Annotated in this window: 12 protein-coding genes and 3 pseudogenes; 3 read left to right on the forward strand and 12 right to left on the reverse strand. The window is 67.8% G+C overall.

The window, feature by feature from the left end; genetic code table 11:
* From ACJH6J_RS08165 to ACJH6J_RS08200, 8 genes and pseudogenes are all read right to left on the reverse strand, one after another.
* A pseudogene (locus ACJH6J_RS08165) lies at positions 1-459 on the reverse strand (IS3 family transposase); the annotation flags it as partial.
* Positions 460-648: pseudogene (locus ACJH6J_RS08170) on the reverse strand (transposase); the annotation flags it as partial.
* Positions 649-793: 145 nt separating this feature from the next.
* Entirely contained in the window at positions 794-1,798 is a 1,005-nt protein-coding gene (locus ACJH6J_RS08175) for a zinc-binding alcohol dehydrogenase family protein (RefSeq protein WP_133426709.1), read from the reverse strand.
* 21 nt (positions 1,799-1,819) lie between these two features.
* Complete coding sequence (locus tag ACJH6J_RS08180; RefSeq protein WP_133426708.1) at positions 1,820-2,800, reverse strand: Acg family FMN-binding oxidoreductase; 981 nt, start codon at positions 2,798-2,800, stop codon at positions 1,820-1,822.
* Between the two features lie 48 nt (positions 2,801-2,848).
* Positions 2,849-3,466: a TetR/AcrR family transcriptional regulator gene (locus ACJH6J_RS08185; protein ID WP_133426707.1), complete on the reverse strand. Its 618-nt coding sequence runs from the start codon at positions 3,464-3,466 to the stop codon at positions 2,849-2,851.
* A gap of 19 nt (positions 3,467-3,485) precedes the next feature.
* Positions 3,486-4,307, reverse strand: coding sequence for a mycofactocin-coupled SDR family oxidoreductase (locus ACJH6J_RS08190; RefSeq protein ID WP_406803799.1), 822 nt, complete (start codon positions 4,305-4,307; stop codon positions 3,486-3,488).
* Positions 4,304-5,866, reverse strand: a complete 1,563-nt coding sequence (locus ACJH6J_RS08195) for a flavin-containing monooxygenase (RefSeq protein ID WP_406803800.1) — start codon at positions 5,864-5,866, stop codon at positions 4,304-4,306. Before ACJH6J_RS08195 ends, ACJH6J_RS08190 begins: the two co-directional genes overlap by 4 nt.
* A complete protein-coding gene (locus tag ACJH6J_RS08200) occupies positions 5,863-6,462 on the reverse strand; it encodes a TetR/AcrR family transcriptional regulator (protein WP_212811598.1) in 600 nt (199 codons plus the stop codon). Before ACJH6J_RS08200 ends, ACJH6J_RS08195 begins: the two co-directional genes overlap by 4 nt.
* 97 nt (positions 6,463-6,559) lie before the next feature.
* Here ACJH6J_RS08200 and ACJH6J_RS08205 point away from each other — a divergent pair, with 97 nt between their 5' ends.
* A complete protein-coding gene (locus tag ACJH6J_RS08205; RefSeq protein ID WP_212811597.1) occupies positions 6,560-7,846 on the forward strand; it encodes a DUF222 domain-containing protein in 1,287 nt (428 codons plus the stop codon).
* On the opposite strand, the gene ACJH6J_RS08210 is transcribed toward ACJH6J_RS08205, so the two are convergent.
* Positions 7,843-8,733: a neutral zinc metallopeptidase gene (locus ACJH6J_RS08210; protein WP_212811596.1), complete on the reverse strand. Its 891-nt coding sequence runs from the start codon at positions 8,731-8,733 to the stop codon at positions 7,843-7,845. The two genes, ACJH6J_RS08205 and ACJH6J_RS08210, sit on opposite strands and share 4 nt — an antisense overlap.
* Before the next feature lie 32 nt (positions 8,734-8,765).
* Here ACJH6J_RS08210 and ACJH6J_RS08215 point away from each other — a divergent pair, with 32 nt between their 5' ends.
* On the forward strand, positions 8,766-10,286 hold the full coding sequence (locus ACJH6J_RS08215) for a carboxylesterase/lipase family protein (protein WP_212811595.1): 1,521 nt from the start codon (positions 8,766-8,768) through the stop codon (positions 10,284-10,286).
* Here ACJH6J_RS08215 and ACJH6J_RS08220 read toward each other — a convergent pair.
* Together ACJH6J_RS08220 and ACJH6J_RS08225 are read right to left on the reverse strand one after the other, a co-directional pair.
* A complete protein-coding gene (locus ACJH6J_RS08220) occupies positions 10,283-10,789 on the reverse strand; it encodes an SRPBCC family protein (RefSeq protein WP_212811594.1) in 507 nt (168 codons plus the stop codon). The two genes, ACJH6J_RS08215 and ACJH6J_RS08220, sit on opposite strands and share 4 nt — an antisense overlap.
* 33 nt (positions 10,790-10,822) lie before the next feature.
* A complete protein-coding gene (locus ACJH6J_RS08225) occupies positions 10,823-11,287 on the reverse strand; it encodes an MPT63 family protein (protein WP_318984512.1) in 465 nt (154 codons plus the stop codon).
* Positions 11,288-11,362: 75 nt separating this feature from the next.
* On the opposite strand from ACJH6J_RS08225, the pseudogene ACJH6J_RS08230 reads away from it, so the two are divergent.
* Positions 11,363-12,016 (forward strand): annotated as a pseudogene (locus ACJH6J_RS08230) (phosphoribosyltransferase); the annotation flags it as partial.
* Here ACJH6J_RS08230 and ACJH6J_RS08235 read toward each other — a convergent pair.
* On the reverse strand, positions 12,016-13,230 hold the full coding sequence (locus ACJH6J_RS08235) for a DUF3060 domain-containing protein (protein WP_406803801.1): 1,215 nt from the start codon (positions 13,228-13,230) through the stop codon (positions 12,016-12,018). The pseudogene ACJH6J_RS08230 and the gene ACJH6J_RS08235 sit on opposite strands and share 1 nt — an antisense overlap.
* Between the last annotated feature and the right edge of the window lie 100 nt (positions 13,231-13,330).

A 13,330-nucleotide genomic window follows, 5' to 3' on the forward strand; every position in this document is an offset into this window, starting at 1 on the left:
TCACCCGTCGCCGGCGGCGGTAGCCGGCGATCCCGGCACTGCGCATGACCCGGGCCACCCGCTTGTGGTTGACCCGCTCACCGTCGGGTGCACCGTCGTTGAGTTCAGCGGTGATCCGCGGCGCCCCGTAGGTGTTGTCCTCATCGTGCACGGTGCGGATACGCGCGGCCAGCGCCTTGTCAGCGGCCTGGCGGGCGGCGCGTCCGTCGGCAGCGGCCAACCAGGCGTAGAACGATGAACGCGCAACCTCGACGACTGCGCACAGCCACTTCACCTCGAAGGTGTGCAGGTGGTCGGCGACGAACTGGAAGCGGCTCACCAGTTCGTCTCCCCGGCGAAATACTTGGCCGCCGACCGCAGAATGTCACGCTCGGTAGACAACCGAGCCTCCGTGGCGCGTAACGCCTTGTTCTCGGCCCGTAGCCGGGCCAGCTCCTGCTCTGGGGTCTCAACGCCGGGGCTCGGCTGTGCTGCTGCGGTGGGGTTGCGGTGCCTGATCGGCACCCCGGCGGCTTTGCACCACGCTGAGAGCGTCACACCGGAGATGCCGAGTTCGTCGGCGATCTGCGTGATCGTGGCGCCCTCGGTGTCTCGGTACAGCGCTACCGCGTCCCGTTTGAACTCGTCAGGGTAATTTTTCCTTGCCATCGTGGTGGATCATCTCGCTTCCCCCGCCAACCTTGCGGGATTCAGCGTGTCCAACACACGGGGTCAAGTCCCAACAGACTTGACACCATGCGTACCGCCCCGGCGGCAGTGTCCGCCGGGGCGGTGCAGCCTGCGTTGTTCTGAGTCAACCGACCTGCAGGACCGCGGCGCCCGAGATGCGTCCGGCCGCCAGATCCCCCAGGGCGCGGTCCGCCTGATTCAGGGGATAGATCGGGGCGGTGACGTCGATGCGATGCGTGCCGGCGAAGGCGAGGAATTCCCGGGCGTCGGCGCGGGTGTTCGATGCCACCGACCGCACCTGGCGTTCCTGGAACAGGTGCCGCTGGTAGTTCAGCGCGGGGATGTCACTGAGGTGGATACCGGCGATCGCCAGCGTGCCGCCACGATCGAGGGCCTCGAGCGCCGGCAACACCAGATCGCCCACGGGGGCGAACAGGATCGCGGCGTCCAGGGCGACGGGCGGCCGGTCGGTGGCGCCCTGGGCCGAGGCGGCACCGAGATCGAGCGCGAGTTGCTGGGCGGCCTCGCCGCGGGTCATGACGTGCACCTCGGCGCCGCGGGCGAGCGCCACCTGCGCCGTGATGTGTGCGCTGCCGCCGAAGCCGTAGATGCCGAGCCGGCCACCGGCCGGCAGGTTGGCCCGAAGCAGCGACCGGTAGCCGATGATGCCGGCGCACAGCAGCGGCGCCAGTTCGGCATCGGTGTAGCCCGCGGGCAGCCGGTGGACGTAAACGGCTGGTGCCGTGACGAATTCCGCGTAGCCACCGTCGGCGTCCCAGCCGGTGTAGCGAGAATTCGGGCAGAGGTTCTCCGCGCCGCGCAGGCAGAATCGGCAGCTGCCGCAGGTGTGCCGGAGCCAGGCCACCCCGACCCGATCACCGACGGCGAGCTGCGCATCGGTGTGTTCGCCGAGCGCGACCACCTCGCCCACGACCTCATGGCCGGGGATGACGAGCGGTCGGTGGACCGGCAGGTCGCCCTCGGCGATGTGGAGGTCCGTGCGACACACGCCGCACGCCCGGACGGCGATGAGCACTTCACCGGCACCGGGCGCCGGGACCTCGACAGAGCCGAATTCGAGCGGGCCGCGCCCGATCGGCGCGGGCTCACGCACCCGCCATGCGCGCATGGGCTCAGCCTACGTCGAAGGTCATCCGGCCCGGACGTGGAAGACGTCCGACAGCGGACGGCGCGGTGTCGGTGGCGGCACGTCGTCGAATTCGGGTGCGACGCCGATCCGGACCAGAACCTGCGGCAGCGGATGGCCCGTCAGCGTACTGATCATGGCGCGCGTGGCGGGGTGCTCGGTCACATGGGTCAGGGTGCAACTTGCCAGGCTGGCGCCGGTGGCTTCGATGAGCACCGCCGACAATGTCTCGCCACACGCCAGGATGCCGCGCGGGGTGTCGTCGAGTGCCGATATCACCACGATGGTGGCCTGATCGTCGCCCACGTCCTGCCGCCGTTCCCTGATATGCGTCACCGGAAAGGTGCGCCCGACCTCGACTCGGTCGGATTCGGCGGCCGACACCAGTGCGCTGTGCGGAATTCCGGTGGTGGCCCCGAAAGGAGCTGTCCACCAGGCCAGTTCAGCGTGATACTCGGTGTCGTACATGCGTAGCGCCTCGGCGAGATGCGAGGCTTCGGCCAATTTGACCCGCTGTTGCGGCGTGATCAGATCGACGTGGGTGGGGCGGTCCTTCACCGCCAGCCGCAGCAGCATCTCGAACGCCGCCAGATTCTCGACCGGGCCGTAGGGCAGCCGGTCGGAGCGCCGGCGCGCGACGGCGTCGGCGTCCCTGCGCTGGGCGGCGGTGATGCCGGCCGATTGCCGGAAGTCGATGTCGGCCAGGTGGTGCCGGTTGTTCGGATTCGGAAAGCGGTCGACCAGGATCTCCCAGCCGCGCGCCGCCATGACCACGCGCAGATGGTCGAGGGCCGCGCCGCAGCTCAGCAGTGCCTGACGGCCGGCGCTGTCGGTGTCCACCAGTTGGTCGGGATCGAGAAAAAGCCGCAACGTGGTCGATTCGAGCACCCAGATCCACGGCTGGCTGTTGTGGAACGACGGTGCGCGACAGGCCGAATGAACTGCGTCCTCGATTTCTCCAAGTGCGACGGCGGTTTTCATCATGAGTTCACACTGCCCGCCATGGACCGGCTCAGACAGGGCCGGAAGTCATCAGTTCTCCAACGCGCGCAGGCAGAACGCGTAGATGCGCTCGCTGCCGATCGGGGTGAGCTCGAGGCCAGGTCCGAGTGCGCGCAGCCGTAGGGCGCCGAAGATGGTCTGCATGACGAGAGCCGCGGTGGCTTCGACGTCGAGGCCGGGCGCAAAGGTGCCATCGGCCATTCCGCGTTCGACGATGTCGACGATGAGCGCATGCAACGGTGTCAGCACGCGGCCGTAGTCGTCCGGCATCGTCTCGGCCAGGCGATCGTGGTAGAAGGTCAGCCCACGATTGATGCTGTCCTGCGTGCTGGACGCGGGCGGCACGCAGATGCGGTCTACCAGCTCCCGCAGCGCCTCGGCGGGGCTCAGCCCGGCCGCCTCGGCCTGCCACGTGGTGGTGAACTCGGTCAGCATCGCGTCGATCAAGGCCAGCACCAGCTCGTCCTTGGTGGCGAAGTGCTGATAGAAGGCCCGCAACGACGTCTTCGACCGCTCCACGACCTCGAGCACCGTGAACTCTGTGCGGCCGGTCTCGCCGAGGATGTCGAGGGCCGAGCGCATGAACTGTGTGGCGCGCGCCTGCGCGTCGAGACTGTTGTTTGCCACCCCGGCGTTCGACTTCGCCATGGCGACTGAGGTTACCCGGTCAGATCTTGAGATAACCCTTGTCTGCCGGGATTTGCGCGGCCGTCACCAACGACGACGCGTCGCTCGCCAACCAGACCACGATGTCCGAGATCTGATCCGGCTTGATCAGCGAATCCGTCGGCAGCGCGCCGGGGGAGAAGCTGTGGATGTACTGCGGATGATCCTGTAGGACCTGGTACATGGACACGTCGTTGCCCATGGGCGTGTCGGTGCCGTACGGGTGTACCGAATTCACGCGGATGCCGAACTCGCCCAGCTCTACGGCGAGCGCGTTGATCATGCCCACGACGCCGAACTTGCTGGCGCAGTAGTGCCCGCAACCCGGCACGGCCTTGATGCCGGCGGCCGAACTGGTGGCGATGATCGACCCACCGTTGCCGGCCGCGATCATCGCCGGCACCACGGCCCGGATGGTGTTCCACATGCCGGTCAGGTTGATGTCCAGGGTGTCCTGCCACTGCTGTGGGGAAATCTCCCAGAGCCGCCCCCAGTTCAGCACGCCCGCATTGGCCACCACGATGTCCAGCCGGCCGAACTGCTCGAGGGCCTCGGCGACCACGCGCTGCTGCCCTTCGGCGTCCCGGACGTCGACCTGCTTGGCGTAGATCTTGCGGCCTTCACCTTCGACGAGATTCACCGTCTCGGCCAGGTCCGCGGGAGTCGCGGGCTCGTAGCCGTTGGCCTCCGCCACGGGCGCGCAGGCGTCGATGGCGACGATGTCGGCGCCGGCGCGCGCCAGCCGGACACAGTGTGAACGCCCCTGTCCGCGCGCCGCTCCGGTGACGAAAGCAACCTTGCCGGCCAGCGGTTGATCGGTCATGCGCTGAGCTCCTCACTCCTCGTGGCGGTCCGGACCTCGCTGAACTCGTAGTCTGTCAGCGGTGACCGCCGCGCGAAAATCCTTGAGCCGGTGATGGTTTGCGGTCGGTAGTAGGGGGTTTCGTGCTGCGAGTTGACGAAGTAGGTGTTCAGTTCGGTCGCACGGGTGTAGTACGTGTGCGCGGTGCGCCCACGCCGGTCCATCAGGGCGTTCCACCTGTGGAACGCGTCACTGCTCACCGCGACGACAGGTGCCTCGGCCCGGCCGCGGGCCGCGTCGATCATCCGAACCGCATGGGCAGCAACGGTTTCGACCCAGTCCATCCAGGCGAAGCCGACGAAGCCGAGCGGGCCGACGATCTCCCAGCGGTTGGGCAGCCGCGGGTGCGCAGTGCCGGCATAGGCGTGCAGTCCGTGGGCGCGGTAGTACTCGGCGAGGTCGAAACCGCCTGCGCCCAGGATGGTTCCGGGGCGGTACGTCTCCGGGTCGGTCCACAGTTCGTAGCCCGTGGCGGTGACCAGAAGGTCGGCCGGGTGCTCCACGCCGTCCACCGTGCGGACACCGTCGCGGGTGATCCGCTCGATGGGCGTGGTGATCAGGTGGGTATCCGGATGGTTGAGCGCCGGCAGGAACGAGCTGGAGATCACCGGGCGTTTGGCCATGATGCCGTACCGGGGGAGCAGTGCCTTGCGGGTTGCCGGGTCCTGCACGGTCGACCGCAGCAGCAACCGGTACAGATTGCGGCTGTTGCCGTCGTACAGGGGCATGAGCTTGGTCAGCACCGTGCGGGGCAGCCGGGAGAAAACGTGGACGATCGGCACGACCATCGTGACGTCCATCAACAGCCGGCCGAAGGTGTTGATCGCGCTGACGAAGCCAGGCACTCTGAACAGGCGCCGCAGCCACGGCGGGATGTCGAAGTCGATCTTGGGCAGTACCCACGCCGGAGTGCGTTGGTAGACATCGAGATTCGCGGCGACGCCGGACAACGCTGCGGTGATCTGCACGCCGCTGGATCCGGTGCCGATCACCGCGACGCGTTTGCCGCGGACGTCGTAGTCGTCGTCCCAGGCGTTCGGGCGCAGGATGGTGCCCTCGAAATCCTCGATGCCGTCGATGTCGACGACGTTCTTGGCGTTGACGTAACCGCCGACCGAGCTGATCAGGAACCGCGCCGTCAACTCCGGCTGGTTGCGGATGGACAACCGCCACATGCCGGCGTCGTCGTCCCACTGCTGGCGCAGCACCTCGGAGTTCGCCCGCAGGTGTGGTCGCAGGCCCAGCTTGTCCGCGGTGTCACGCAGGTAGGCGTAGATCTCCGGCCCCGGCGCGAAGAACCGGCTCCAGTCGGGGTTCGGCGCGAACGACAGCTGGTACCACGGTGACGGGATGTCGACGGCGAGCCCCGGATAGTGATTGTCGCGCCAGGTGCCACCGAAGTCGTCGCCCCGGTCGACGATGACGAAGTCGTGAATCCCTTTCTGCTGCAACAGGTGGGCGGAGGCGATACCGCCGGGCCCAGCGCCGATGATGACCACTTCGTGGTCGGGTGTGGTCATGGTGCCTCTCCGTTGAGTCCATTGATGATGTGGTCGGTGACGAAGCGCCGGATGGCGCGGGGGTTGTCGAGGTTGACCCCGATGGGTGGGAGCAGTTCGAAGCTCAGCAGCACTCGGACGATCCATTCGCCGGCGCGAGCCGGGTCGACGCCCGCGCCGATCTCGCCATCGCGCTGCGCGGCTTTGACGCGTGGCTTCCAGAGCTCGACGGCGCGCTTCATGAGGTCCTCGCCGATGTTGCGCAACAGCAGGACGACGATGCCCTCGTTGATGCCCTTCTGCGGCGCAGAGGGCGAGCTCTGCCGGTGCGCGCAGATCAGGACCGCGGCAGCGGCGACCTGGTCGGCCAGCGTGGACTGCTTGTCGATCTCGGCGGCCATGCCGTCGACGAACTTGGATGCCAGGTGATCCAACGCGACGCTGATTGCGTGGTCGCGGCCGCCGAGCGCGTTGTACAACGTGCCTCGCGAGACGCCGGCGGTCTCGGCGACTGCCGTGAGGCTGAATTGCCTTGGGCCCAAACGGTGGAGGGTCTCCGCGGTGGCTTCGAGTAGCGCCGGCGAGATGGTGCGCGGCGGCGGCGGCTTGGCGGGCATTTGCACACATTAACGAAATTTGTTCAAAGTGGTCAACGATTCGGGAAACCGGTCTTGGTCGTGGCACTTGTCGGGGGCGGGGTGTAACTTCGAACGTATGAGCGAAAGCCTGGTGGTGGACCCTGATGCCGATGAGGCGGCGTTGTTGGGTCGCATGACTCAGCTCGAGCGGGTGAAGTCGGCCGCGGCGGCGGAGCAGGCGCGGTTGGCGGCGGCGTTGGAGGCCCGCCGGATCGCGGCGGCGCGGGCGGGTGGGCCGCGGGTGTCGCGGGCGGCGTTGGGCTCGGAGGTGGGGCTGGCGCGGCGGGAGTCGCCGCATCGGGGTGAGCGGTTGATGGTGATGGCCCGCATTCTGACCGCGGATATGCCGTGCACGCTGGCCGCGTTGGAATCCGGGGTGCTGTCGGAGCATCGGGCCGAGTTGATCACGAAAGAGGCGGCGTGCCTGTCGGTGTTGGATCGCCGGCTGCTGGATGTCGAGCTGTGCGGCGACCCGGCCCCGTTGGTTGGTTTGGGCAACGCCGAGGTGTCGGCGGAGGCCGCACGGATCGCCTATGAGCTGGATCAGCAGACCGTGCTGGAGAAGATGACGCGGGCACGGGCCTCTCGGCATGTGCGGTTCCGCGTGGCCGGTGACGGGATGATGTCGATGACGGTGCTCCTGCCCGCGGCTCAGGGGCAGTTGGTGCGCCAGACGCTCGTCCGGGAGGCGGCGTCGGTGGTGGCGGCGGGCTCGGGGCGTAGCCGTGGGCAGGTGATGGCTGATGTGGTGGTGGAGCGGGTCACGGGGCGCGATCCGGTGCGGTCGCCGGTGCCGGTGGCGGTGAATCTGGTGCTTTCGGATGAGACGCTGCTGACCGGGGGTGAGCAGCCCGCGCAGTTGGACGGGTACGGGCCCATTCCGGCGGCCCTGGCTCGCGACATGGTGCTGGCCGCGGCGGCCGAGGGCACGGCGGCGTTGCGGCGCCTGTATGCCCAGCCGGGCACGAACAAGCTGGTGGCGATGGAATCCATTTCCCGAACATTCCCGAAGGGCCTGGCGACGTTCATCGGGTTGCGCGATCAGCTGTGCCGGACGCCGTATTGCAACGCCCGGATTCGGCACACCGACCACGTCCGGCCGCACGCGCACCACGGGCCCACCAGCGCGCATAACGGGGATGGTCTGTGTGAGCACTGCAATTACGTCAAAGAGGAACCTGGCTGGCAGGCCGCGGCGACCTATGACCGGTTCGGGCGGCACACCATCGCGCTGACCACCCCATCGGGAGCGGTCTACACCTCCACCGCACCGCCAATGCCGACCGGACTACAGGTCCTCACCCGCAGGGTCCATCTCGCGATCATCGACAAGGGATCGCGGCCCCGCGTGCTGCGTGACTAGCCCAGATCCTGCGCGTTGTACGTGTCGCACTGCTTGGGGTCACCGGTCTGGTAACCGGTGGTGAACCACTTCTGCCGTTCGGCCGACGACCCGTGCGTCCAGGACTCCGGGTTCACGCGTCCGGTGGCCTGCTTCTGGATGTGATCGTCACCGACCGACGAGGCCGCCGACAGCGCGTCGGCAATGTCCTTGTCGCTCAACGGCTGCAGGAACGGCACACCCGTGCTCTTCTGCTTGACCGTCGACGCGTAGTGCGCCCACACGCCGGCGTAGCAGTCGGCCTGCAGCTCGGTGCGCACGCTGTTGCCCTCGGCGCCCTTCGGCCCGCGCTGGGCCTTGCCGATGTCTCCGAGTAGGTTCTGCACATGGTGGCCGAACTCGTGGGCCACCACGTATTCCTGCGCCAAAGGTCCACCGCTGGAACCGAATTCGTCGACCAGGGTCTGGAAGAAGCTGGTGTCGAAGTAGGCGACCTTGTCGCCGGGGCAGTAGAAGGGGCCCACAGAGGTGTCGGCCGGGCCGCACGCGGTGTTGACCTGTCCCCGGAACAGCCGGATCTTCGGCGGTGTGTAGCCCTTCAGTAGCTGCGACCACACGCCGTCCACCGAGTTGCCCGTAGCCACGATGCGGCACTCCAGGTACTTGTTGGCGTCCGCGCCGGTCTTGCACTTGCTCAGGTCGTAGGCGCTCGATCCCTGGCTGGACTGCGGCGCCTGGCTCTGGTGGCCGAGAATCGAACTGGGATCCACGCCGAGGAACATGGCGACGACCACGATCACCAAGCCGCCCATGCCGCCGCCGATCGCCAGACCCCGGCCGCCGAAGCCACCGCCCCCGCTGGTCGACGTGTTGCTCGTGTCGATCTGCATACCTTCGTTGAAGGACATCACCGCTCCGTCCGGGCCTCGAATACGACTGGATGTCAGCTTTCCACACTAGGATTCATGACGTGGCCGTCCAGCCCGAAACCATCGACCGTTCGACCATCGTTCACACCGTCGCGGGCGCCCTCAGGGGCACCACGGAAGGCGGTGTCTACGTCTGGCGGGGCGTCGGCTACGCCGAGCAGCCCGTCGGGCCGTTGCGTTTCCGCGCTCCGCAACCGCTGATCCCGTGGTCCGGCGTTCGCGAAGCCATCGATCACGGACCCATCCCGCCGCAGGGCAAGTCGTTCGTCGGCGGCGGCCGCGACGACCCCAAGATGCGTGACGAGGCCTGCCTGACCGTCACTGTCTGGTCACCCGACGTGACGGCTGCGCTGCCGGTGATGGTGTGGATTCCCGGCGGTGCGTTCGTGTTCGGGGCCGGCCAGTTGCAGCTGTACAACGGGTCCCGGTTGGCGGCCAACGGCAATGTGGTGGTCGTCAACGTCACGTATCGGCTCGGCGTGTTCGGCGGCTTCGAACTCGGCGATCTGGGTCCCGGGTTCGACGACAACCTGTGTCTGCGGGACCAGATCGCGGCACTGCAATGGGTGCGCGACAACATCGCCGCGTTCGGCGGCGACCCCGACCAGGTCACCGTCTTCGGCGAATCCGCAGGTGCGACGTCGGTGCTGGCGCTGCTGGCCAGCCCCGCGGCCGACGGTCTGTTCGGCCGGGCCATCGCGCAGAGCCCGGCGCTACCGCTCATCGCCGACCGTGAGACCCGGGCCCGCCAGGCGCACGAGTTCGTCCGCCGGTTGGACGTCCCCGTCGACGAGATCGTCGCGCTGCCCCAGCGTCAGCTGCGCCGAGCCGCCGGCCAGCTGCAGGGGGAGAGTGCGGCCAACAGCCCCAAGCTGGCCTACGGACTGACCTACGGCGTCGACCTGCTGCCCGATCATCCGGTGCTTGCCGCCCGGGCCGGTGCCGTGGCCAAGATTCCGCTGATCGTCGGCACCAACAGCCGCGAGGCATCGATGTTCGCCTGGGGCCGGCCACCCATGCTGCCCACCACCGTGCCCATGGTCGACGACTATTTCGCACGTGTCGCCCCGCACGCCAAAGATGCTGTGCTGCAGGCCTATCCGAGCTATCCGCGGCGCCGGGCGCTCATCGCGATCGGCTCCGACGTCATGTTCGGCGCCCCGACATGGGCCTTCGCGGACGCCTACAGCGGGCACGCGCCGACGCACGTCTACCGGTTCGACCACACCACCTGGACGCTGAAAGTGCTGGGGCTCGGCGCGACGCACGGCAGCGAGATCGTGCACATCCAGCACAGCTACGGCTCGTACCTCGGCCGGATGCTGCATCCGCTCGGGCGTCAGGTGCAGCCGTCGGTCGGCCGGCGCATGCAGCGCACCTGGCTGGATTTCGCGACGGCGGCGCTGGCCAATTGGCCGACCTACGACACCGACCGTCGGGCCACCCGGGTGATCGGCTCGATGCGCGACGAGACCATCGATGACCCGGACCAGGCGCGCCGCGAAGTGTGGGAAGGGCTCTACGCGCCCTAGCTTGCGTCCCCGTAGCGCTCGTCGGTGTAGCGGCGCAGGTTGTGCAGGAACCGCTGGAACAGCCACGCCATCATCGGCCGGCCGGCCCGCATGCCCAGCTCGCCGGCGAGGCCCTTGGGCTTCATCGCCATGACCCACGTCAGGTGACAGCCATCGGCGGTTTCCTCGACGGTGTAACCCTCGGCGAACGCCGACAGCATGTTCGAGGTGCTGGTGTTGAACCGGAACGCCATGTAGGAGAACGGTTCCCAGGCGATGAACTCCTCGTCGCCGACGATGTGGCCGCGCATGGTCACCGTGCGCGTGGTGCCCACGCCGTACGGTTTCGGGCTGGTCCACTCGACGTTGGTGATCAGCGTCGCCCAGCGCGGCCAGGACGTCTCATCCGAGAAGACCTCGAACAACTGCTCCGGCTTGACCGCAAGATCGACCTTGCTGACGAAGCGGAACGGTGCGCTGTCGATGAAGTCGACGCCGACGCGCTCGCACTGGTAGGTCTTCATGAGTAGACACGATAGAACAGGGTGTCTACTGGTTCACGGAGTCCAGACCATCAGGTCTTCCATGCCGTTGTTCATCGTCACCGTCGTGGGGGCCGGGCCGGTGACGTCGAAGTGGATCTTTCCGGTCGACTGCCCGCCCTGCGGAATGGTGGCGCCGCTGATGTTGACCGGGCTGGCCACCATCCACAGCACCCGGTACGCCGCCTGGTTCGGTGCAACGGCGTTGAACTGCGAGATGGCCGGGGTCACCGGGCCGCTCAGGGCGCGGACGGTGGCCGTGGCCTCCCACAGCTTTCCGGCGACCCGGTAGCCCGGCATGACATCGGAGCTCGGCTTGAGGTCCGCGACCTGCCAACTCAGCTGGACCTGACCGACGCTGTCCGTCATCGTCATGGCGCTGCCCAGCTTGCCGACCAGCGGGTAACCGGCCGACGCGATCGGCGCGGTGGCGATGCCGACGACCGAGAGAACCGCAACAGCTGTTCCGGTGACCTTCACTTCTGCCTCCTCGAAACGGTTTTCATCTGCCCTGTCAATTACGGAATACCACTGAAAAGTGCTGATGGGAATAGGATCGGAGCTACGCGAAACCATGCATCGAGGCGCGTCTTTCGTGATCGTTCAGAAGCGGGGCGCGTATTGGCCGGTCTGCTGACGGCGTACCGCGGCAGGCGGGATGTCGTCGTGCTCGGTCTGGCCCGCGGCGGTGTTCCTGTCGCCCACGAAATCGCCCGTGCTCTCGACGCGCCGCTCGACGCGCTCATCATCCGCAAGCTGGGCGTCCCCGGCCACGAGGAGTACGCGATGGGCGCGATCGGCGGCGGCGGTCACGTCGTCGTCAATGAGGATGTGGTTGGGCCGCTGCAGATTTCACAGCAGACGCTGTCCGAGGTCGCGGAAGCCGAGGGGCGCGAGCTGCAGCGGCGGGAAACCGATTACCGCCAGGGGCGGCCACCGCCGAACGTCAAGGGGCGCACCGTGATCCTCGCCGACGACGGCATGGCCACCGGCGCCAGCATGCGCGTCGCCGCCGAAGTGGTGCGGGAGAGCGGGCCGCGGACCCTGGTGGTCGCGGTGCCAGTCGGCACGGAAGCGGCGTGCCGCCAGCTCATGGGAATCGCGGACGACGTGGTGTGTGCCGATATGCCGACGCCCTTTGCGGCGGTGGGGGAGTCGTACCGCGATTTCGGCCAGGTCGGCGACGACGAGGTGCGCCGACTGCTGAGCTAAGGATTGACGACGGTTTCGCCAGGCCCGGACTCGACGGTTTTGCCAAAGCCGATGGCGACGGCGTGGCTGTCCGGACCTTCGGCACTCACCGTGTTGGACGTGCCGAACGCCGCGGCGGTGCTGTCGTTCCCGTTCACTTCGACATCGTTGTACGAACCGTTTCCGGCCTCTGCCGCGCTGTTGTTCCCGTTCACCTGCACGCTGTTTCCGGAATCTGTCGATGCCAAGCCGGCCTTGGCGGAGCTGCCGTCGCCGTAGACCTGCGCGCTGCTGAAGTCGCCGAGGGCGTCGGCCGTGCTGTGATCTCCCTCGATCCAGGCGGTGGTGTGGTCGCCGATGGCGCTTGCCGTGTTGCTGTCGCCGACCACGTAGGCAGAGCTGTGGGGGCCAACCGTCGCCACATCGTTGCTGTTGCCGCTGACCGAGGCGCCACTGTCGACGCCGTCGGTGGATACGTCGTTGTGGTCGCCGGTGACTCGCACGGTGACGGTGTCGGTGTTCGTACTGCCGCTGCTGGTGACGTCGTTGTCCGAGCCCCGCACGACGACGACATTGCGGGCCCCGGTCGCGGCCACGGTGTTGTCGGATCCGATCAACGAGACGGTGCTGTCCAGGCCCGTGGCATCGACGGTGTTGCGGGAGCCGGTGACGGTCGCCTCGCTGTCGATACCGGAGGCGCGCACGGTGTTGTCGGACCCGCTGACGGTGGCCTCGCTGCCGGAACCGGAGGCCGTGACCGTGTTGTCGACTCCGGTGACGGTGGCCGTACTGCCGGCGCCGGAGGCAAGGACTCGGTTCCCCGATCCGCTTGCGGTGGCCGTGGCTCCGGTGCCGCTGGCAGTGACCTTGTTGCCCGAGCCGGCCAGGCAGGTTTCGCATGCGCGCGTGTTGATGATGGCGGTGGCGCCGTCGCCGCGGGCGATGGCCAGTGAGCCCTGGCCGCCCGAGGAGATCGCCGTCGCGTCGGATCCGCGGGCGATGGCCACCGAGCCCTTGCCGTCGGAGGTCGCGGTGGCGTCGCCCTTCTGCACCCGCGTTACGCCGTTGGTCGCCACGGCCATGTTCTGGCCTGGAGAGGTGGTGCCCGGCCCATCCGAGGTCGGCGAAGACGGAGCCGGCTTGGCCGAGGCCACGCTGGGTGCGACGGCCAGTCCGACGCCCAATGCCACCGCCAGCGCCCCGATTCGCCCGATGTGATTGGCATGAACCATGATCCGCCCCTTCCGCCTCCGCCCAGCGCCGGCTATCGCGCCGGTGATTGGACGGTAAGGCGGCCGACCGCCCGGGACTGAGGTAAGGCCCTACCCCAAT

The organism is Mycobacterium sp. SMC-18 (assembly GCF_045310895.1).
In the GTDB taxonomy this organism is placed as follows: Bacteria; Actinomycetota; Actinomycetes; order Mycobacteriales; family Mycobacteriaceae; genus Mycobacterium.